The organism is Streptomyces kronopolitis (genome assembly GCF_014646275.1).
GTDB lineage: Bacteria > Actinomycetota > Actinomycetes > Streptomycetales > Streptomycetaceae > Streptomyces > Streptomyces kronopolitis.
The window spans coordinates 1-20,997 of record NZ_BMND01000009.1 but is presented as its reverse complement, the minus strand read 5'-3'; the positions used below and the strand labels follow the sequence as shown (position 1 = coordinate 20,997).

The following is a 20,997-nucleotide window of genomic DNA, read 5'->3' as shown; positions in this document are numbered from 1 at the left end:
GGCTGTTCGGCCGCGGAGGGGCCCCTTGTCGGACCCGGACGGGTTACTTCTTGAAGCCGTAGTCCATCAGCTTCTTGGCGTCCGCGGTGCGGTTGGCCACCGAGGAGGAGGCCAGGACCGTGCCGATGACCGTCTTGCTGCCCCGGGTGGCGGCGAAGACCAGGCAGTACTTGGCCTCCGGGCCGGAGCCGGTCTTGACGCCGATGGTGCCCGCGTAGCTGCCCAGCAGATTGTTGGTGTTGGTCCACGACATGTAGCGGTAGCCACCGCTCTTCGTCGTGACCTTCTGCTTGGTCGACTTGGTCTTCACGACCGTGCGGAACGTCGAGTACTTCATCGCGTTGCTGGCGAGCTTCGTCAGGTCGCGCGGGGTCGAGTAGTTCCCGCCGCTGCCGATGCCGTCGAACGAGTCGAAGCTCGTGTTCGTCAGGCCGAGGCTCTTGGCCGTGCTGTTCATCTTGCCGATGAAGGACTTCACCCGCGCGGCGCGGGTCGACCCGCTGCCGAACTTGTCGGCCAGCGCGTACGCCGCGTCGCAGCCGGACGGCAGCATCAGCCCGTACAGCAGCTGGCGGACGGTGAGCTTGTCACCGACGATCAGATGCGCCGACGACGCCGTCTTGGAGACGATGTAGTCGCTGTACGCCTTCTGGACCGTCACCTTGGAGTCAAGGTTGAGGTTCTGCTGGGCCAGCACCACCCGAGCCGTCATGATCTTGGTGGTGGAGCCGGTGGAGAGCCGGGAGTCCGCGGCCTTGGTGAAGAGGCTCTTCCCCGTGCCGTTGTTCATCACGAAACCGCCCTTGGCGGTGATCGTGGGGGTTTTGAGCGTGGCGGCCTGCGCCGGGGACGTGAACGCCCCGGCCGTCAGGACGGCTCCCGCGGTGACGGCCACCGCGGACACGCGCCTAATGCCCTTAATGCCGATTTTCAAGTGAATGCTCCAAATGAAATGCCCCTGCTGTGCGGCCCCATGAGAGTGCCGCTCGGAGGTGAGACGCGTGAAACAGGCGGATGGATGCACTCGGGGAGCGGCAAATATGTTCGTGTCCGCATGCCGGACGGTGTGAGGCGGCGGGCGGCCGTGGCGGCGCGCCCCGCTCAGCGCAGGTCGCCGTCCCGGATCTCCCGTACGGTCCGCAGGACTTCGTCCGCGCAGCCCCATGCCACGGTCGCGCCCGCACCGCCGTGCCCGTAGTTGTGGACGCACAGCGCGCCGCCGGCCAGCCGCTCCGCCTCCAGCCGCACCGCGGACCGGGCCGGGCGCAGCCCCACCTTGTGCGCCAGGATCCGGGCCCCGGCCAGCGCGGGGACGTGCCGGGCGCACCGTGCCACGATCGCCCGGGCCACCGCCGGATCGGGCTCCCGCGACCAGGCGTGCTCCACGGCCGTGCCGCCGAGGACCAGGCCGTACGGCTGCGGCAGCAGATAGGTGGTGTCCGCCGCGCCGGTGTCGGCGCGGACGTACCACTCCTCGATCCCGGGGTTGTCCACGACCACCAACTGGCCCTGGACCGGATGCACGTCCGGATCGGGTACCAGGTCACGGGCGCCGAGTCCGGAGCAGTTCACGAGCAGGCCCGCCGACCGGCCGGCCTCTTCCAGGGAGGACACCGTGCGCTGCTCCACGGTCCCGCCGGCGGCCGTCAGCCGCCGCTCCAGGTACCGGAGATGGGCCGGCATGTCGACGAGCGGGGTCCGTGCCCGCCACCCGGAGGCGGACCCGGCGAGCAGCTCCTCCGGGCGTGCCCGCCGCAGGCCGGGGACCGCCTCGTACCAGGCGGCCAGCCCGTCCTCGACGCCGCCGTCCGACTCCTGCGGGGCGTGGTCCCCGGGCGTCGTGCCTACCGCCATCGTGCCGGCCACTATGCGGGCGCCCGTCTCCCGCGGCCGCCGGGCGAGGGCGCTGAGCACCTCGAAGGACCGTACCGACCAGCGCACGGCCCGCTCGTACGGCTGGATGCGGTAGGGCCAGCACAGTCCGCCGGCCACTGCCGACGTCGTCGCCCCGGCCGCCTCGCGGCGCACCACCCGCACCCGGAACCCGTCCTCCGCCAGCGCGATCGCCGAGGTCAGCCCGATCACGCCGCCGCCGATCACCCGTATGTCGTCCGTCCTGAGCGTCATGCGGCGACGCTAACCCGGGCGACGCGGGAAGCCGAGGGCCTGGGAGACCCGGGAAAGGTGGCGGGACGAGGCGGCAGCCCGCTCGTGCGGACCTCTTCCCGCCGCCCGTTTGTGATCTTGCGGTAACCCCGCAGCAGCGAAACGGACAATCCCCGCGCTTAGGCTGGGAGCACCACCGTCGGCCGATGTCGCCCTTCGGATTCCGCCGGACCGGCCCCCGTGCCGTCCGGACGTCGTCGTCTGAGGAGGCCCATGCTCCGCGCGCAGCGCGCCGTGCCCGCCTGGCTGGCCCACCCCTTCCGCTGGCAGCGGCTGCCCGTGCCCTGGGCGGCCGTGGCCCGCGGCGCGCTGTGCGCGGGGCCGCTGCTGGGCGCGGGTATCGCGACCGGCCACCCGGCGCCGGGCGTGCTGGCCGGGCTCGGCTCGATGCTGGCGGGGGTCAACGACCGCCCCGGTACGCGCCGCACGGGGATCGTCCACATCGGGCTGCCGGCCCTCGCCTCGGCGCTCGGCATGCTGATCGGGGCCTCCTTGCTGGCGGCCGGGGCGGGCTGGTGGCTCGTTCCCGCGCTGTTCGCCGTCGGCTTCGTCTCGGGCGCGGGCAGCGTGGCCGGACCGGTGCGCTCCAACGCCGGTATGCAGATGCTGGCCACCACCGTCCTCGGCGCCGGGATGCCGCTGCCCGGCGCGCCCTGGACGAAGGCCCTCTACGTCCTCGCCGGCTGCCTGTGGCTGCTCCTGCTGCGGCTGGCCCTGCGCTCGCCGCGGCCCGCCGGCGGGGCGCTCAGCGGTGAGCGGGCGGCCGTCGCCACGGTCTTCGACGCGCTCGCCGACGCGCTGGGCGCGGCCGGCGGGCCCGGTGCCGAGCCGGCCCGGCGCCGGCTGACCGCCGCTCTGGACCGCGCCGATGAGGCGCTGCGGCTGCGCCGGCTCACCAGCCGGCTGCTGCACCGCCCGGCCCGTACCGGAGAACTGCTGCTCACCGAGCGGTTCGCCGCCGCCACCGCGCTGTGCGAGGCGAGCGTCGCCCTGTTGTGGGAGGCCCGCCCGCTGCCGCCGCGGGTGGCGGAGAGCCCCCGCCGGTTCGCCGACGCGCTGCGCACCGGAGGCTCACCGGGACGGGTGGCCGCACCGGAGACCAGTACGGCCGGCCGCGGCGCCTTCGACCGGGCGCTGCTGGACGCCGCGGTCGCCTTCGCCCGCCGGGAGCCGCTGCCCGGCACGGACCCGGAACCGGCGCCGCGCGGCCGCCCCGGCCGGGTGCGGATGCCGGTGGCCGTGGCCGGCCGCGCGCTGGCGGCCGTCGGCGGCCGGACCCGGCGCGGCCGCAACCTGTTCGGGCCCGCCGGCCGCGACTACGGGCTGCGGGTCGCCGTCTGCATCGCCGCGAGCACCGCCGTGGCCCTGCTGCTGCGCGCCGACCACTGGTACTGGCTCCCGGCGACCGCCACCTTCCTCGTCAAGCCGGACCTGGGGCCGCTCTTCTCGCGCACGGTCAACCGCTTCGCCGGGACCGTCGCCGGTGTGCTGGTCTTCGCCGGGGCGGGGCTGCTGCTGACCGGCAGCTGGTGGCCGGCGCTGGTGGCCGCCGCGGGCGGGGCGCTGCTGCCGTTCGCCACCCGCCACTTCGCGCTCCAGACCGTCGCGATCACCCTCATGGTGCTGGCGTTCGTGACCGTGAGCGGCGATCCCCAGGCCGCCGCCGAGCGGATCGTCGACACCTCCATCGCCTGCGGCATCGTCCTCGTCGTCGGGCATCTGCCGCACCTCGCCGATCCGCGGCGGCGGGTGGGCCACCGGGTGACCGCCGCGCTGCGGGCCGCCGAGGACTTCCTGCGGCACGTCCTGGAGGCCGAACCGGGCGCGGACCCCACCGAACGGCTGGCGCTGCGCCGCGCCGCCTACCGGGCGCTGGCCGAGGCCAGGGCGGCGGCGGAGACCGCGGCCGCCGAACTCCTCGCGGCCCGCGACCGCAACCCCGACTGGCTGACCGTGGTCACCGCCGCCGAACGCATCGTGGACGCCGCGACCGCCTGCGCGGTACGCCTCGATCACGGCGCGCACCGCCCGGGAGAGGCCGAGGCCGAACGGCTGTGCCGGACGCTGTCGGCGATGGCGGACGCCCTGGAGGACCCACGCCGCCCGTCCGGCGCCGGGCTGCCGGGCTCCGCTCTGCGGCCGGTCCCGGACTGCGCCACGCTCACGGACGTGGCGGCGGAACTGGAGCGCATCCGCGGGTACGCGGGCGCCGGCTGAGCCGACGGCGAACTGCCCGGCAGCGGCGGGAACTCCGCCGCTGCCGGGGTACCTCAGCGGCCGCCGCGCTCCTTGCCCAGCAGCCCGGCCCGCCGCAGGGCGTCCGCCATCGCGTCGTTGGCGGGCGCGGCGTCCCGGCCGCCCCGCCGGTCACCGCCGCCGCGCCGGCGGTCGCCGCCCTGCCCCTACCGAAGAGGACCGCCCCGCCCGCCTTCCCGGCCGGCGAGGCGACGGCCGCGGCCACCGCCCGCGCCGCCGCGGCGCTCGCCGCCGCCGGCCGCCTGGCCGCCCTTACCGTGCTCGTCCTCCAGCCGCAGCGTCAGCGAGATCCGATTGCGCGGAATGTCGACATCGAGCACCTTGACGCGCACGATATCGCCCGGCTTCACCACGTCCCGCGGGTCCTTGACGAAGGTCTTCGACATCGCCGAGACATGGACCAGGCCGTCCTGGTGGACACCCACGTCCACGAACGCCCCGAAGGCAGCGACATTGGTCACCACGCCCTCCAGGATCATCCCCGGCTGCAGATCGCCGATCTTCTCCACGCCCTCCTTGAAGGTCGCCGTCTTGAAGACCGGACGCGGGTCGCGGCCCGGCTTCTCCAGCTCCTGGAGGATGTCGCCGACCGTCGGCAGGCCGAAGGAGTCGTCGACGAAGTCGGCGGCCTTCAGCGTGCGCAGCACCGCGGTGTTGCCGATCAGCGAGCCGACCTCGGTGCCCGCCGACTTCACCATCCGCCGCACCACCGGATACGCCTCCGGGTGCACGCTGGAGGCGTCCAGCGGGTCGTCGCCGCCCCGGATCCGCAGGAAGCCCGCGCACTGCTCGTACGCCTTCGGGCCGAGCCGCGCCACGTCCTTGAGGGCCTTGCGGGAGCGGAACGGGCCGTTGCTGTCCCGGTGCGTGACGATGTTCTCGGCGAGCCCGGAGCCGATGCCCGACACCCGCGACAACAGCGGCGCGGAGGCGGTGTTGACGTCCACCCCGACGCCGTTCACACAGTCCTCGACCACGGCGTCGAGCGAGCGCGACAGCTTCACCTCGGACAGGTCGTGCTGGTACTGGCCCACCCCGATCGACTTCGGGTCGATCTTGACCAGCTCGGCCAGCGGGTCCTGGAGGCGCCGGGCGATGGACACCGCGCCGCGCAGCGAGACATCCAGCTCGGGCAGCTCCTGGGAGGCGAACGCGGAGGCGGAGTACACCGAGGCGCCGGCCTCGGACACCATCACCTTCGTCAGCTTCAGCTCCGGCCGGGCGGCGATCAGATCGGCCGCCAGCTTGTCGGTCTCGCGCGAGGCGGTGCCGTTGCCGATCGCGATCAGCTCGACGTCGTGCGCGCGGGCCAGCTCGGCGAGGGTGGCCAGCGCGGCGTCCCACTTCTGCTGCGGGACATGGGGGTAGACGGTCTCCGTGGCGGCGACCTTGCCGGTGGCGTCCACCACCGCGACCTTCACGCCGGTACGGAAACCGGGGTCCAGGCCCATCGTGGCGCGGGTCCCGGCGGGCGCCGCCAGCAGCAGATCGCGCAGGTTCGACGCGAAGACCCGCACCGCCTCGTCCTCGGCGGCCTGCCGCAGCCGCAGCCGCAGATCGATCCCCAGGTGCACCTGCACGCGGGTGCGCCAGGCCCAACGGACCGTGTCCTTGAGCCACTTGTCCGCCGGACGGCCGCGGTCGGCGACCCCGAAGCGGTGCGCGATGGACTCCTCGTAGGAGCTGGGCCCCTCGGTGACCACCGCCGGGTCCTCCGGCTCCAGGGTGAGGTCGAGGACCTCCTCCTTCTCGCCGCGGAACATCGCCAGCACCCGGTGCGAGGGCAGTGCGGTGAACGGCTCGGCGAAGTCGAAGTAGTCGGCGAACTTCGCGCCGGCCTCCTCCTTGCCCGCGCGCACCTTCGCCGCGACCCGCCCGCGCGACCACATCCGTTCGCGCAGCTCACCGATCAGATCCGCGTCCTCGCCGAACCGCTCGGTCAGGACGGCCCGCGCGCCCTCCAGGGCGGCGGCCGCGTCGGCGACACCCTTGTCCGCGTCCACGAACGCCGCGGCGGCCGCGGCCGGCTCCGTCGACGGATCGGCCAGCAGCCCGTCGGCGAGCGGCTCCAGGCCCGCCTCCCGGGCGATCTGGGCCTTGGTGCGCCGCTTGGGCTTGAACGGGAGGTAGATGTCCTCCAGGCGCGCCTTGGAATCGGCGCCGCGGATCTGCGCCTCCAGGGCCTCGTCCAGCTTGCCCTGGGACCGCACGGACTCCAGGATCGCACCCCGCCGCTCCTCCAGCTCCCGCAGATAGCGCAGCCGTTCCTCGAGCCCGCGCAGCTGCGCGTCGTCGAGCATCTCGGTGGCTTCCTTGCGGTAGCGCGCGATGAACGGGACGGTCGAGCCGCCGTCGAGCAGTTCGACCGCGGACCTCACCTGCCGCTCCTTGACGCCGAGCTCCCCGGCGATCCTCGCTTCGATGGACCCGAGGGCCCCGATGGGCTCAGTGGATGCCGTCACGTTGATCCTGACCTGCCTTCCAGCGCTTGCATGAGCCTGCATTGTGCCGGGTGGCGGGCCGCACTGTCGTGCCGCCCAGCCGACGGGGAGTGTCCCCGGAGTCCTCGGCCGCCCGCGGGTCCGCGGCTGCTCCCCGGCGCCGGGGGTGTGCGTGCGGCCGCGCACACCCCCGCCCGGAAGGCCCGATACGTCACCGCTGAGGGGCAGTTGCTCCCGGGAGTGTCACCGCGGCCGCCCGCCGGATCACCGCCCCGGCGGCCGGCTCACTTGCCGAACAGCGCGGCCGGGAACGCCCCGGCCTCCATGACGGCGGTGGTGAAGCCGGTGGCGAGTTCGGTCAGCCGGGCCACGCCCTCGGCGCCCAGGTGCGCGTACGGCGCCCGGTCCAGCCGGTCCGTCGCCCGCTCCAGGTCCTTGCGCAGCTCCACCCCGGCCCCGGTCAACTCGCCCTCGGCGTCCAGCAGCCCGCGCTCGCGCAGCCGCTCCTGCGCGGCCTGCCAGTCCTCCTCCGACCAGCCGCGGGTCGCCATGACGCCCTGGTAGCTCATCCCGCGGCCGCTGGCGGTGTGCGTGACCAGCGCCTCCAGGCCGTCGAGCCCGGCGTCCAGCAGCGCGGACAGATGGCCGTCGCCGCGGTGTTCGCGCAGCAGCGTCGCGGCGTGCCAGTAGGCCAGGTGCGGGGCGTCGGGCACCGGGAGGTCGGCGTGCGCGGCGTACAGCGGGCGGGCCTGCCGGGAGCAGCCCTCGGTCGCGCGCAGCGCCAGCTCCGCGGCCTCGGCCATCTCCGGGGAGGCGACGGCCTCCGGGCCGAGCAGCCGGCGCAGCGTGGCGTCCACGGCGCGCAGCCGGGCGTCCAGCACCGCCTGCGGGGTGGTGACCGTCCAGACCTGCGGGACGTGCGCGGCGACGAGGTCGTGCTTGAAGTTGTAGAAGGTCGCCGTGACCGTGCCGGGGCCGACCGCGCCCATGGCCGCGCCACGACAGGCGAAGTAGCCGGCGCTGCGGTTCTCGATGCCGGCCTTCGCCAGCTCCGCGGCGAGCTCCGGCGCGAAGTAGTGCGTGGAGTGGAACGGGTTGACGGCGTTGTGGCAGGTGCGGCCGGCCTGCTCGGGCAGTGCGCTGGAAGTGGTCATGGAGGCAGGCTACCGACCGGTGGGTATGGAGCAAGAGCCCGGGGGACCGGAACCGGCCGCACCCTCCGCTTCCCGTCCGGTGGTGGCAGGAAAGGTGGGAAACCCGTCATTGCTGCCATCCGCCGCGGTGGCCAGGATGGAGACATGGAACAGCGCGAGGTCCTCGTGATCCTCTTCGACGGTGTCCAGGCGCTCGACGTCTGCGGGCCCGTCGAGGTCTTCCACGAGGCGTCCCCGGAAGAGCCGGCCGCCTACCGGATCCGCACCGCCACGCTCGACGGCGCCCCGGTCCGCACCACCAGCGGGCTCACCCTCGTCCCCGACCTCACGCTCGACGAGGCAGCGGTGCCGCACACCCTGCTGGTGCCCGGCGGCCAGGGCACCCGCGCCCCCGACCCGCGGCTGATCGACTGGCTGCGCGGCAACGCCCACCGCGCCCGGCGGAAGGTCTCGGTGTGCAGCGGGGCGCTGCTGCTGGCCGAGGCCGGGCTGCTGGACGGCCGCCGCGCGACCACCCACTGGATGCTCTGCGACACCCTCGCCCGCCGCTACCCCGCCGTGCGCGTCGAACCGGAGCCGATCTACGTACGGGACGGCGACGTGGCCACCTCCGCGGGCGTGACGGCCGGCATCGACCTCGCGCTGGCGCTGGTGGAGGAGGACCTCGGCCGGGACCTCGCGCTGGCCGTCGCCCGGCAGCTGGTCGTCTTCCTGCGCCGGCCGGGCAACCAGACCCAGTTCAGCGCCCAGCTCGCGGTCCAGCTCGCCGACCGGCGGCCGCTGCGCGACCTCCAGCAGTGGATCACCGAGCACCCGGCGGCGGACCTGTCCGTCGAGGCCCTCGCGGACCGTGCGGGCCTGTCCCCGCGGCACTTCGCCCGGGCGTTCCGCGACGAGGTCGGGATGCCGCCGGGGCGCTATGTCGACCGGGTCCGGCTGGAGGCCGCCCGCCGGCGCCTGGAGGACACCGCCGACGGCATCGCGCAGGTCTCCCGCCACTGCGGCTACGGCACCCCCGAGGCCATGCGCCGCGCCTTCCTCCGCGCCCTGGACACCTCCCCGGCCGAATACCGCCGCCGCTTCCGGCCGTCCGCGCCGCCCGTACCCGCGACCTGATCCCCCGCCGGCCACCGGGCCGGCACCACTCCTACCGACAGGAACCCGCCATGCAGCTCGCGATCCTCCTCTTCGACCGGTTCACCGCCCTGGACGCCGTCGGCCCCTACGACACCCTCAGCCGGCTGCCGGGGGTCGAGGCGGTCTTCGTCGGCGAACACACCGGCCCCTACCGCAACGACACCGGCTCGCTGGGGCTGGTCGCCGACGCCGCGCTGGAGGAGGTCACCGCGCCGGACATCCTCGTCGTGCCCGGCGGGCCCGGGCAGACCGCGCAGATGGCCGACGGCCCGCTGCACGAGTGGATCCGCGCCGTGGACGCCACCACCACCTGGACCACCTCGGTGTGCACCGGCTCGCTGATCCTCGGCGCGGCGGGCCTGCTGAGGGGGCGCCGGGCCACCTCGCACTGGCTCGCGCTGGAGCAGCTCCCGGCGCTGGGCGCCGAGCCGACCGGGGAGCGGGTGGTCTTCGACGGCAAGTACGTCACGGCCGCCGGTGTCTCCTCCGGCATCGACATGGGGCTGGCGCTGGCGGGCCGGATCGCCGGGGACGCCGCGGCCCAGATGATCCAGCTCGGCATCGAGTACGACCCGCAGCCGCCCTACGACGCGGGCTCCCCGGACAAGGCCCCGGCCGAGGTCACCGCGGCGCTGCGGGAGCGCAGCCGGTTCCTGCTGGCGGGGGAGCGGTGACGGGCCCCGCTTCGGGCCCGGACCCCGCTTCGGACCCGGCCCCGGTGTCCGCGGACCCCGCCCCGCTCAGCCCGCGGGCCAGGTGAAGCGCGGCGCCCGGCGCTCCAGGAAGGCGGCGGCCCCCTCCGCGGTGTCGCCGCTCGCCCGGGCCTGCCCGGCCCAGTGCGCGCCCCGCTCCTCGGCCTCGGCCGGCGGCACGTCCCAGGTGCCGTTGGCCAGCTCCTTCGCCGCGGTCTGCGTCAGCAGCGACCGGCTGGCCAGGACGGCCGAGAACTCCGCCACCCGCTTGCCCAGCTCCCCCTCGGCCAGCACCTCGTCCACCAGGCCGGTGCGCAGTGCCCGCGCGCAGTCGATCAACTCCCCGGAGAAGAGCAGGTACTTGGCGGTGGAGAGCCCGACCAGCCGGACCAGCCGCCGGGTGGCGGACGCCGGATAGACCACCGCCAGCTTGGCCGGCGTCACCCCGAACAGCGCGCCCTCCTCCGCGAAGCGCAGATCGCAGGCGGCCGCCAACTGGGCGCCGCCGCCCACGCAGTAGCCGCGTATCGCCGCCAGCGTCGGACCGGGGAACGCCGCGAGCGCCTCCTCCGCCGCCACCGCCAGCCCCTGCGACTCACCGGCCCCCTCCCGCAGCGCCCCGATGTCCGCCCCCGCGCAGAACGTCCCGCCCTCCCCGGTCAGCACCAGCGACCGTACGGACCGGTCGCCCGCCAGCCGCTCCAGCAGCGGCGGCAGCTCCCGCCACATCTGCACCGTCATGGCATTCCGCTTGCCGATGTTGCTGATCGTGACGGTCGCGGTGCCGTCGCTGACGTGTGTCTTCAGACCGGGTTCCATGCCCGGATGGTAGAACGCCCGCCGCGGGCCCGGCCCGATAGCATCGGCGGCCTGATGTCAGCCACTCTCGTCGCCAAAGACCTCGCCGCCGGCCACGGCGAGCGCGTCCTGTTCTCCGGTCTCGACCTGGTCATCGCCCCCGGCGATGTGGTCGGCCTCGTCGGCGCCAACGGCGCGGGCGAGTCCACCCTGCTGCGCCTGCTGGCCGGACTGGACACCCCGGAGGACGGCAAGCTCGCCCTCAGCCCGCCCGCCGCCACCGTCGGCCACCTCCCGCAGGAACCCGACCGCCGCCCCGGCGAGACCGTCCGGGCCTTCCTCGCCCGGCGCACGGGCGTGGCCGCCGCCCAGCTCGCCCTCGACACCGCCACCGAGGCGCTGGTCGAGGAGCGGCCCGGCGCGGACGACGCCTACGCCACGGCGCTGGAGCGCTGGCTCGCGCTGGGCGCCGCCGACCTCGACGAGCGCGCCGAGGAGACCGCCGCCCAGCTGGGCCTGTCCGTCGGCCTCGACCAGGCGATGACCACGCTCTCCGGCGGCCAGGCCGCCCGCGCCTCCCTCGCCTCGCTCCTGCTCTCCCGCTACGACATCTTCCTGCTGGACGAGCCCACCAACGACCTCGATCTGGACGGCCTGCACCGGCTGGAGTCCTTCGTCACCGGGCTGCGCGCCGGCACCGTCCTGGTCAGCCACGACCGCGAGTTCCTGACCCGCACGGTCAGCCGCGTCGTCGAACTCGACCTCGCCCAGCAGCAGGTCAACACCTACGGCGGCGGCTACGCCTCCTATCTGGAGGAGCGCGAGCGGGCCCGGCGCCACGCCCGCGAGCAGTACGAGGAGTACGCCGACACCAGGTCCGCCCTGGAGACCCGTGCGCACACCCAGCGCAACTGGATGGAGAAGGGCGTCAAGAACGCCCGCCGCAAGGCCCCCGACAACGACAAGGTCGGCCGCAACGCCCGGGTCGAGGCCACCGAGAAGCAGGCCGCGAAGGCCAAGCAGACCCAGCGCATGATCGAGCGGCTGGAGGTCGTCGAGGAGCCGCGCAAGGAGTGGGAGCTGCGGATGGAGATCGCCGCCGCCCCGCGGGCCGGCGCGGTGGTGGCCACCCTGCGCGGCGCCGCGGTGCGGCGCGGCACGTTCCGCTTCGGCCCGGTGGACCTCCAGATCGACTGGGCGGACCGGGTCGCCATCACCGGCCCCAACGGCGCCGGCAAGTCCACCCTGCTCGCCGCCCTCCTCGGCCGGCTGCCGCTGGACGAGGGGCATGCCGCGCTGGGCCCCGGCGTGGTCGTCGGCGAGGTGGACCAGGCGCGCGGCCAGCTCTTCGGTGACGGGGGCGAGGCGCCGCTGATGGAGGCCTTCCGGGCCCATGTCCCCGAGCTGTCGCCGGCCGATGTCCGCACCCTGCTCGCCAAGTTCGGGCTGAAGGCGGCGCACGTCCTGCGCCCGGCCCGCACGCTCTCACCGGGTGAGCGGACCCGCGCCGCGCTGGCGCTGCTCCAGGGCCGCGGGGTCAACCTCCTCGTCCTCGACGAGCCGACCAACCACCTCGACCTGCCGGCCATCGAACAGCTGGAGTCCGCACTCGCCACGTACCCCGGCACCCTGCTGCTGGTCACCCACGACCGGCGGATGCTCCAGGCGGTGCACACCACCCGCCGGATCGAGGTCGACGCCGGACGGATCACCGACCGGACGGTGTGAGCACGGCGGGACCGGGCGCCCCCCGGGACCCGCGCGGATTATCGATTTGGCCCACCGGCCACCGCCCCGTAGGGTGGTGTGCACCGACGCGGGGTGGAGCAGCTCGGTAGCTCGCTGGGCTCATAACCCAGAGGTCGCAGGTTCAAATCCTGTCCCCGCTACTGCACAGATACAGCCGGTCCGGTGCTCAGGCACCGGACCGGCTGTGCTGTAGGGCCGGACGGTGCCGCGCGCGGGGCGATGCTTCCCGCCTGGTCCGCGCGCGAGCCAGGAGAGGGACAGGACCGGTCACCGGGTCCGTCGAAACACTCGGATGCGGCCAAAAGGCGTCGATAGGCGCCGACTTGTGGTCAGCGGCCCGGTACGGACCAGCGCATTCCCAAGACTCTTCCTGTGAGGATGCCTTCCGGACCCCCCGCAGAGCCCCCCGAAGAGCTGACCTCCCCGCTCGCGTACGAAGGTGTCTGGCGGTTCACCGCCCCGGCACTGGATGCCTCGGTGCCGCAGGCACGGCACGCGGTCCGGGATCTGCTCGCCCAACAGCGTGTGCCCGTGGCCGCCGAGATCATGGACGGCCTGCTGCTCATCGTCTCCGAACTCGTCACCAACGCCGTACGGCACGCGGCCCTGCTCTCGCCGCAGATCGCCGTCCAGCTCACCCTCGGCGCCAACTGGCTGCAGATCGCGATCGAGGACAGTCACCCCTACCGCCCCAAGGCTCTCGAGGCGGACCAGGGTGACGTCGGCGGACGCGGCCTGTGGCTGGTCAAGTCGCTCACCGCGGAGGCGGGCGGCAAATGCGGGGTGGAGCTGACGGCGAACGGCGGCAAGGCCATCTGGGCCGAGCTTCCGTTCGCCCCGCTCGCTACCAGCCCGCCGCGTGTCCCGTGAGTTCGCGCACCGCCGGGCGGGCCGCGTCCAGCACGGTCATGAACCACGCGGAGAACGGCGCCTGGGCATGCCGGTCGGCCAGCTCCTGCGGCGTCACGAACGCGATCTCGCCGATCTCCTCCGGGTCCGGCGCCGGTTCGGCCCGCACCAGCCCGACGAACAGGTGGTTGTACTCCTGCTCCACGAGGCCGGAGTCCGGATCGGGGTGGTTGTAGCGCACCGTGCCCGCCTCGGCCAGCAGCGAGGGGGCCAGGCCCAGCTCCTCGGCCGTACGGCGCGCGGCGGCCGCGAACGGCGCCTCACCGGGATACGGGTGACCGCAGCAGGTGTTGGACCACACACCGGGGGAGTGGTACTTCCCCAGGGCCCGGCGCTGGAGCAGCAGCCGGCCCTTCTCGTCGAAGAGGAAGACCGAGAACGCGCGGTGCAGCTGCCCGGGAGGCTGATGGGCGGCGAGCTTCTCCGCGGTGCCGATCGTCGTACCGTCCTCGTCGACCAGCTCCAGCATGATCGGTTCGGCGGCGCCGCCCGGTGTGCTCACCGCCGGGTCCCCGGCGGTCTGTCCGTTGGCAGGTGTGATCGGCATGCCCATCCTTGTCGTCGGTCTTCGACGCCAAGTCTGCCCTAGCCGGGTCCGCATCAGCGGCACAGCGGGTGCGCGGCGCCACATGCCCCGCGCGCCGGAACGAAAGTGCGCCCGCCGTGAGAGGGGCCACATCCACCGCCGCGCACGGTGCCCCCGGGACCGGGATCCCGGCCGCTCGGCCGGTGGCGGCGGGGCGAGGCCAGGCACCCGCCGAAGAGGGGATGGCGCGCACCACACCTGCCCCGGCACAACCCGCCCGCCCCGTGACCAGCCCTCTCATAAGGGGCACCGGGGCGGCCACCGGGGGCGCAGCGCAGTTGTTCATGCGCCGTCCGATCCACCATGATGATCGCGGCAGGCGCAGCCGTCGGTCACTCGATCGTGCGGTGAATGCGCGGTGAACGGCCGCATCCGGCGATCCGATAACCTCTGCCGACGTGCCACCCGGCCCCTCCGGGGGCGAGGTGTGCCACGCCCGCTGCCCGGGTAGACCGTGTCGAATGCGGAATCGACTGCGGACCGCCCGTGCTGCCTTGTCAGCTTCCAAGGAGTGAGTTCGTCTGTCGACCGCCATCCTCACCGGTCCGCCGGTCGCCGGGTCGCCGCTCGAAGCCGACCTGCGCACGCTGGGTTTTGACGTCCGCACGGCGAACGATCCCGCTGCCGCCGCCGAGCTGATCGCCGCGGTGCCCGCACAGGAGCGGATCGCCGTCGTCGACCCCCGCTTCGTCGGGCATCTGCACGCCCTGCGGCTGGCGCTGACCGACCCCCGCTTCCCGGCCGCGGCCGTACCGGGCGCGCTCACCGCGCAGCCCGCGGCCCGCGGCGCGCTGACCCGTGCCCTCGGCCGGATCCCGGTCGGCGCCGGCACCGCCCACCTCACGGACGTGCTCACCGACACCCTCACCGAGGCCCTCGACCGCGACGGCGCCGGTCTGCACCGCGTCGAGCTGGGCAGCCTGGTCGCCACCGTCGCGCTCACCCCCGCCCGGCGCGAGGAGGCACGGGAGGACGTCGCCGCCGTCGACGACGAGGCGGTCCGGCTGCGCACCGCCGTGAAGTCCCGCGACGGGTTCTTCACCACCCACTTCATCAGCCCGTACTCCCGCTACCTCGCCCGCTGGTGCGCACGGCGCGGGCTCACCCCCAACCAGGTCACCACCGCGTCCCTGCTCACCGCGCTGATCGCGGCCGGCTGCGCGGCCACCGGTACCCGCGGCGGCTTCGTCGCCGCCGGCCTGCTGCTGCTCTTCTCCTTCTTCCTGGACTGCACCGACGGGCAGCTCGCCCGCTACTCCCTGCAGTACTCGACGATGGGTGCCTGGCTGGACGCCACCTTCGACCGGGCCAAGGAGTACGCCTACTACGCGGGCCTGGCCCTGGGCGCGGCCCGCGGCGGGGATGACGTCTGGGCGCTGGCGCTCGGCGCGATGGTGCTGCAGACCTGCCGCCATGTCGTCGACTTCTCCTTCAACGAGGCGAACCACGACGCGGACGCCAACACGAGCCCGACCGCGGCGCTCTCCGACAAGCTCGACAGCGTCGGCTGGACGGTCTGGGTGCGGCGCATGATCGTGCTGCCGATCGGCGAGCGCTGGGCCATGATCGCGGTGCTCACCGCCTTCACCACCCCGCGCATCGTCTTCTACGCCCTGCTCATCGGCTGTGCGCTGGCCGCCTGCTACACCACGGCGGGCCGGGTGCTGCGCTCGCTGACCAGGCGGGCCCGGCGCACCGACCGCGCCGCCCGGGCGCTGGCCGACCTCGCCGACTCCGGACCGCTGGCCGAGCTGATCGCCGCCGGGGCCCGCGGCCGCGGCCGCACCGGCTCCTTCCTGGCCCCGGCCATGGCATTTCTCTCAACCGCCGTGCTGTTGGTCTGGGTGCTCTTCCAGGACGACCCCGCCTCCTGGCTCACCGTCGGGATCGCCGGCTGCTCCGCGCTGCTGGCCGGAGCGGCCGTCTCCCGCCCGCTCAAGGGCGCCCTCGACTGGCTGGTGCCGCCCTTCTTCCGGGCCGGCGAATACGTCACGATCCTGGTGCTGGCCGCCCGCGCGGACGTCCCCGGGGCGCTGCCCGCGGCGTACGGGCTGGTCGCGGCGGTCGCCTACCATCACTACGACACCGTCTACCGCATCCGCGGTGGCACCGGGGCCCCGCCGCGGTGGCTGGTCCGGGCAACCGGCGGGCACGAGGGACGCGTCCTCGCGGTCACCGTCCTCGCCGCCGCGCTGTCCCCCTCAGGTTTCACATTGGCGCTCACGGCCCTTGCCGTGGTCCTTGCGCTGCTGGTGCTCGTCGAGAGCATCCGTTTCTGGGTGTCCTCCCAAGCACCCGCCGTACACGATGAAGGAGAACCCGCATGATCGGCCTCGTGCTGGCTGCCGGCGCCGGACGGCGTCTGCGCCCCTACACCGACACCCTGCCCAAGGCTCTGGTGCCGGTCGACGGGGACACGACCATCCTCGACCTGACCCTCGGCAACTTCGCCGAGATCGGCCTGACCGAGGTCGCGATCATCGTCGGCTACCGCAAGGAAGCCGTCTACGAGCGCAAGGCCGCCCTGGAGCAGAAGTACGGCCTCAAGCTCACCCTCATCGACAACGACAAGGCCGAGGAGTGGAACAACGCCTACTCCCTGTGGTGCGGTCGTGACTCCATCAAGCACACCGTGATCCTCGCCAACGGCGACACCGTGCACCCCGTCTCCGTCGAGAAGACGCTGCTCGCTGCCCGCGGCAACGGCCAGAAGATCATCCTCGCGCTCGACACGGTCAAGCAGCTGGCCGACGAGGAGATGAAGGTCGTCGTGGACCCCGCCAAGGGTGTCCAGAAGATCACCAAGCTGATGGACCCGGCCGAGGCCACCGGCGAGTACATCGGTGTCACCCTCATCGAGGGCGAGGCCGCCGAGGAGCTGGCCGACGCCCTGAAGACCACCTTCGAGCGGGACCCCGACCTCTACTACGAGGACGGCTACCAGGAGCTGGTCAACCGCGGCTTCAAGGTGGACGTGGCGCCGATCGGCGACGTCAAGTGGGTCGAGATCGACAACCACGACGACCTCGCGAAGGGCCGTGACATCGCATGCCAGTACTGACCCGCCTCATTCCGTCCCCGGTCGTCGTCGACATCAACGCCGGCGCCCTGGACGACCTGGCGGGCCTGCTGGCCGATCAGCGCATCTCCGCGTCCGGCAAGCTCGCCATCGCGATCAGCGGCGGCTCGGGGGCGCGGCTGCGTGAGCGGCTGTCGCCCCAGCTGCCGGGCGCCGAGTGGTACGAGGTCGGCGGCGGCACCCTGGACGACGCGATCAAGCTCGCCGACGCCATGAAGAAGGGCCACTACGACGCGGTCGTGGGCCTGGGCGGCGGCAAGATCATCGACTGTGCCAAGTTCGCCGCGGCGCGCATCGGCCTGCCGCTGGTCGCCGTCGCGACGAACCTGTCGCACGACGGCCTGTGCTCGCCGGTCGCCACCCTCGACAACGACGCGGGCCGCGGCTCCTACGGGGTGCCGAACCCGATCGCCGTGGTGATCGACCTCGACATCATCCGCGAGGCCCCGGTCCGCTTCGTCCGCTCCGGCATCGGTGACGCGATCTCCAACATCTCCGCGGTCGCGGACTGGGAGCTCGCCCACCGCGAGACCGGCGAGGACATCGACGGACTGGCCGCCGCCATGGCCCGCCAGGCCGGCGAGGCCGTGCTGCGGCACCCCGGAGGCGTCGGCGACGACAACTTCCTCCAGGTGCTGGCCGAGGGCCTGGTCCTGACCGGTATCTCGATGTCGGTCGCGGGCGACAGCCGTCCGGCCTCCGGCGCCTGCCACGAGATCAACCACGCCTTCGACCTCCTCTTCCCCAAGCGCGCCGCGAGCCATGGCGAACAGTGCGGCCTGGGTGCCGCGTTCGCCACGCACCTGCGCGGGGACAAGGAGACCCGTGACCTGATGGTCCAGGTGCTGCGCCGGCACGGCCTGCCGGTCACGCCGGGTGAGATCGGCTTCAGCGACGAGGAATTCGTCCAGGTCGTCGAGTACGCACCCAAGACCCGCCCCGGGCGCTACACCATCCTGGAGCACCTCGACCTGTCCACCGACCAGATCAGGGACGCTTACGCCGACTATGCAGAAGCCATCGGTAGCTGAGCTCCGCCCGGTCGTTCACCCTCCGGGGGTGAAGGACCGGCGGAGCGGCGAGCACTGGGCCGGCCGGCTCTACATGCGCGAGCTCTCGCTGCGCATCGACCGCCACCTGGTGAACACGCGGATCACGCCCAACCAGCTGACCTACGTGATGACCGTCGCCGGCGTCCTCGCCGCTCCCGCCCTGCTGGTGCCGGGGATCGCGGGGGCACTGCTCGGCGTGCTGATGGTCCAGCTCTACCTGCTGCTCGACTGCGTCGACGGCGAGGTCGCCCGCTGGAAGAAGCAGTTCTCCCTCGGCGGGGTGTACCTGGACCGGGTCGGCGCCTACCTGTGCGACGCCGCGGTGCTCGTCGGCTTCGGCCTGCGCGCCGCCGACCTGTGGGGCTCGGGGCGGATCGACTGGCTGTGGGCCTTCCTGGGCACGCTCGCCGCGCTCGGCGCCATCCTGATCAAGGCCGAGACCGACCTCGTCGGTGTGGCCCGCCACCAGGGCGGTCTGCCGCCGGTCAAGGAGACGGCTTCCGAGCCGCGCTCGTCCGGCATGGCGCTGGCCCGCAAGGCCGCCGCGGCGCTGAAGTTCCACCGCCTCGTCCTCGGGGTCGAGGCCTCCCTGCTGATCCTGGTCCTGGCGGTCCTGGACTCGGTCCGGGGCGATCTGTTCTTCTCCCGGCTCGGGGTCGCCGTGCTGGCCGGCATCGCGCTTCTGCAGACGCTGCTGCACCTGGTGTCCATCCTGGCGTCGAGCAGGCTGAAGTGAGGAGCACGATGAAGGTCGGCGCGGTCATCATCACGATGGGCAACCGCCCCGAGGAGCTGCGCGCGCTTTTGGACTCGGTCGCCAAGCAGGACGGCGACCGGGTCGAGATCGCGGTGGTCGGCAACGGTTCGCCGCTGCCCGAGCTGCCCGAGGGCATACGGACGGTCGAGCTGCCGGAGAACGTCGGCATCCCGGCCGGCCGCAATGCCGGTATCGAGGCGTTCGGGCCGGGCGGCCGCGATGTCGACGTGCTGCTCTTCCTCGACGACGACGGACTGCTGGCCCACGAGGACACCGCCGAGCTGTGCCGCCAGGCCTTCACCGCGGACCCCCGGCTGGGCATCATCAGCTTCCGGATCGCCGACCCGGACACCGGCGAGACCCAGCGCCGGCACGTCCCGCGGCTGCGCGCCGCCGACCCGATGCGCTCGTCGCGGGTGACCACCTTCCTCGGCGGCGCGAACGCGGTCCGCACGGCGGTCTTCGAGGAGGTCGGCGGGTTGCCCGACGACTTCTTCTACGCCCATGAGGAGACGGACCTGGCCTGGCGGGCGCTGGACGCCGGGTGGCAGATCGACTACCGGTCGGACATGGTCCTCTTCCACCCGACGACGGCCCCGGCCCGGCACGCGGTCTACCACCGCATGGTGGCCCGCAACCGCGTCTGGCTGGCCCGCCGCAACCTCCCCGCCCCGCTGGTGCCGGTCTACCTCGGCGTCTGGCTTCTGCTCACCCTCGCCCGCCGGCCGTCGCGGCCGGCGCTGCGGGCCTGGCTGGGCGGCTTCAAGGAGGGCTGGGTCTCGCCGTGCGGTCCCAGGCGCCCCATGAAGTGGGCTACCGTTTGGCGACTGACCCGACTGGGCCGCCCTCCCGTCATCTGACAAGCTCGGATCCGTGAGCATCAGGCGCGAGCCGGGGCATGGCCCCGGCAGCGCACCTTGAGGACGAAAGTGTCAACTGTGAGCGAGACCACGCACGACAGTGCGGTCGCCATGAGTGCCCCGTCATCTTCCGACGAGGGGCTCAGCCCTGCCCAGCGGGCCCAGAAGTACGGGCTCTCGCAGAGCGGCGCCCGCCCGGGCCTCCTGGAGTACATCGGGCAGCTGTGGCACCGGAGGCATTTCATCTCCGCCTTCGCCAGCGCCAAGCTGACGGCGCAGTACAGCCAGGCCAAGCTGGGCCAGGTCTGGCAGGTGGCGACGCCGCTGCTCAACGCGGCCGTCTACTACTTGATCTTCGGTGTGCTGATCGGCACGAGCCGCGGCGTGCCGGACTTCGTCCCGTTCCTGGTGACCGGCGTCTTCATCTTCACCTTCACCCAGAGCTCGGTGATGGCCGGCACCCGGGCGATCTCGGGGAGCCTGGGCCTGGTGCGGGCGCTGCACTTCCCGCGGGCCTGCCTGCCGATCTCGTTCTGCCTGATGCAGCTCCAGCAGCTGCTGTTCTCCATGGGCGTGCTGGTGATCATCCTGCTCGGCTTCGGGCAGGTGCCGACGTGGTCGTGGCTGCTCGCGCTGCCGGCGCTGGCGCTGCAGTTCGTGTTCAACACCGGCCTGGCGATGGCCATGGCGCGGCTGGGGGCGAAGACGCCGGACCTGGCGCAGCTGATGCCGTTCATCATGCGGACCTGGATGTACGCCTCCGGCGTCATGTTCAGCATCAACGTGATCCTGAAGGGCAAGGACGTCCCGAAGTTCGTGGAGGTCCTGCTCAACGGGAACCCGGCCGCGGTCTACATCGACCTGATGCGGTTCGCCCTGATCGACAGCTTCAAGGCGAGCCAGCTGCCCCCGCACGTGTGGGCGTTCGCCGGAGGCTGGGCGCTGCTGATGGGCGTCGTGGGCTTTGTGTATTTCTGGAAGGCTGAGGAGCGGTACGGACGTGGCTGAGCAGACCGACGGCGTCCAGCCGACAGAGGCGGCCCGGGAGCGGGTCCCCACCGTGATCGCGGACGATCTGCACATCGTCTACCGCGTGTACGGCACGGGCGCGGGCAAGGGCAGTGCCACCGCGGCGCTGAACCGCATCATCCGCCGCAAGCCCTCCACCGGCGTGCGGGAGGTGCACGCGGTCAAGGGCGTGTCCTTCACCGCCTACCGCGGTGAGTCGATCGGGTTGATCGGCTCCAACGGTTCGGGCAAGTCGACCCTGCTCAAGGCGGTCGCCGGGCTGCTGCCCGCCGAGCGCGGCAAGGTCTACACCCACGGCCAGCCCTCCCTGCTGGGCGTGAACGCCGCCCTGA

17 protein-coding genes, 1 tRNA gene and 1 pseudogene are annotated in these 20,997 nt (G+C 73.2%); 13 read left to right on the top strand and 6 right to left on the bottom strand.

Features of this window, described 5'->3' with window-relative positions:
* Positions 1-43 precede the first annotated feature (43 nt).
* Positions 44-895 (bottom strand): D-alanyl-D-alanine carboxypeptidase family protein, encoded by an 852-nt coding sequence (locus IEY78_RS12770; RefSeq protein WP_372509253.1) that lies wholly within the window; start codon positions 893-895, stop codon positions 44-46.
* A 206-nt stretch (positions 896-1,101) separates the two neighbouring features.
* Entirely contained in the window at positions 1,102-2,127 is a 1,026-nt protein-coding gene (locus IEY78_RS12765; protein WP_189097804.1) for an FAD-dependent oxidoreductase, read from the bottom strand.
* 252 nt (positions 2,128-2,379) lie between these two features.
* Between IEY78_RS12765 and IEY78_RS12760 the strand changes: the two genes are divergently transcribed.
* Positions 2,380-4,383, top strand: coding sequence for an FUSC family protein (locus tag IEY78_RS12760; protein ID WP_189097803.1), 2,004 nt, complete (start codon positions 2,380-2,382; stop codon positions 4,381-4,383).
* Positions 4,384-4,436: 53 nt separating this feature from the next.
* Here IEY78_RS12760 and IEY78_RS12755 read toward each other — a convergent pair.
* Together IEY78_RS12755 and IEY78_RS12750 are read right to left on the bottom strand one after the other, a co-directional pair.
* Positions 4,437-6,884, bottom strand: a pseudogene (locus IEY78_RS12755) (Tex family protein).
* A 263-nt stretch (positions 6,885-7,147) separates the two neighbouring features.
* Positions 7,148-8,017 carry an SCO6745 family protein gene (locus tag IEY78_RS12750; protein ID WP_189097802.1) on the bottom strand — a complete coding sequence of 290 codons (870 nt, stop codon included), beginning with the start codon at positions 8,015-8,017 and terminating at the stop codon, positions 7,148-7,150.
* Positions 8,018-8,161: 144 nt separating this feature from the next.
* Here IEY78_RS12750 and IEY78_RS12745 point away from each other — a divergent pair, with 144 nt between their 5' ends.
* Together IEY78_RS12745 and IEY78_RS12740 are read left to right on the top strand one after the other, a co-directional pair.
* Positions 8,162-9,133, top strand: a complete 972-nt coding sequence (locus tag IEY78_RS12745) for a GlxA family transcriptional regulator (protein ID WP_189097801.1) — start codon at positions 8,162-8,164, stop codon at positions 9,131-9,133.
* Between the two features lie 50 nt (positions 9,134-9,183).
* Positions 9,184-9,828 carry a DJ-1/PfpI family protein gene (locus IEY78_RS12740; protein WP_189097800.1) on the top strand — a complete coding sequence of 215 codons (645 nt, stop codon included), beginning with the start codon at positions 9,184-9,186 and terminating at the stop codon, positions 9,826-9,828.
* 66 nt (positions 9,829-9,894) lie between these two features.
* Here the strand turns inward: IEY78_RS12740 and IEY78_RS12735 are convergent, their stop codons facing one another.
* A complete protein-coding gene (locus tag IEY78_RS12735; RefSeq protein WP_189097799.1) occupies positions 9,895-10,665 on the bottom strand; it encodes an enoyl-CoA hydratase/isomerase family protein in 771 nt (256 codons plus the stop codon).
* Between the two features lie 54 nt (positions 10,666-10,719).
* Between IEY78_RS12735 and IEY78_RS12730 the strand changes: the two genes are divergently transcribed.
* From IEY78_RS12730 to IEY78_RS12720, 3 genes are all read left to right on the top strand, one after another.
* On the top strand, positions 10,720-12,372 hold the full coding sequence (locus IEY78_RS12730) for an ABC-F family ATP-binding cassette domain-containing protein (RefSeq protein WP_189097798.1): 1,653 nt from the start codon (positions 10,720-10,722) through the stop codon (positions 12,370-12,372).
* An 87-nt stretch (positions 12,373-12,459) separates the two neighbouring features.
* A tRNA-Met gene (locus IEY78_RS12725) sits at positions 12,460-12,533 on the top strand.
* A gap of 238 nt (positions 12,534-12,771) precedes the next feature.
* The gene (locus tag IEY78_RS12720) at positions 12,772-13,263 is read left to right on the top strand and encodes an ATP-binding protein (RefSeq protein WP_189097797.1); all 492 of its coding nucleotides are present in this window, start codon (positions 12,772-12,774) and stop codon (positions 13,261-13,263) included.
* On the opposite strand, the gene idi is transcribed toward IEY78_RS12720, so the two are convergent.
* Positions 13,238-13,849, bottom strand: coding sequence for an isopentenyl-diphosphate Delta-isomerase (gene idi, locus IEY78_RS12715; protein WP_189097796.1), 612 nt, complete (start codon positions 13,847-13,849; stop codon positions 13,238-13,240). The genes IEY78_RS12720 and idi overlap by 26 nt on opposite strands.
* Before the next feature lie 560 nt (positions 13,850-14,409).
* Between idi and IEY78_RS12710 the strand changes: the two genes are divergently transcribed.
* The 7 genes from IEY78_RS12710 to IEY78_RS12680 form a co-directional block, all read left to right on the top strand.
* Entirely contained in the window at positions 14,410-16,215 is a 1,806-nt protein-coding gene (locus tag IEY78_RS12710) for a DUF5941 domain-containing protein (RefSeq protein WP_189097951.1), read from the top strand.
* The gene (locus tag IEY78_RS12705; protein ID WP_189097795.1) at positions 16,212-16,949 is read left to right on the top strand and encodes a phosphocholine cytidylyltransferase family protein; all 738 of its coding nucleotides are present in this window, start codon (positions 16,212-16,214) and stop codon (positions 16,947-16,949) included. Before IEY78_RS12710 ends, IEY78_RS12705 begins: the two co-directional genes overlap by 4 nt.
* Complete coding sequence (locus tag IEY78_RS12700) at positions 16,937-17,998, top strand: iron-containing alcohol dehydrogenase family protein (protein ID WP_189097794.1); 1,062 nt, start codon at positions 16,937-16,939, stop codon at positions 17,996-17,998. Before IEY78_RS12705 ends, IEY78_RS12700 begins: the two co-directional genes overlap by 13 nt.
* Positions 17,976-18,755: a CDP-alcohol phosphatidyltransferase family protein gene (locus IEY78_RS12695; RefSeq protein ID WP_189097793.1), complete on the top strand. Its 780-nt coding sequence runs from the start codon at positions 17,976-17,978 to the stop codon at positions 18,753-18,755. Before IEY78_RS12700 ends, IEY78_RS12695 begins: the two co-directional genes overlap by 23 nt.
* A gap of 8 nt (positions 18,756-18,763) precedes the next feature.
* Complete coding sequence (locus tag IEY78_RS12690; RefSeq protein ID WP_373294149.1) at positions 18,764-19,636, top strand: glycosyltransferase family 2 protein; 873 nt, start codon at positions 18,764-18,766, stop codon at positions 19,634-19,636.
* Positions 19,637-19,714: 78 nt separating this feature from the next.
* Positions 19,715-20,644, top strand: coding sequence for an ABC transporter permease (locus tag IEY78_RS12685; protein ID WP_189097791.1), 930 nt, complete (start codon positions 19,715-19,717; stop codon positions 20,642-20,644).
* Positions 20,637-20,997, top strand: a 361-nt coding sequence (locus IEY78_RS12680) for an ATP-binding cassette domain-containing protein (protein ID WP_189097790.1), incomplete at its 3' end; no start/stop codon positions are given. The genes IEY78_RS12685 and IEY78_RS12680, both read left to right, overlap by 8 nt.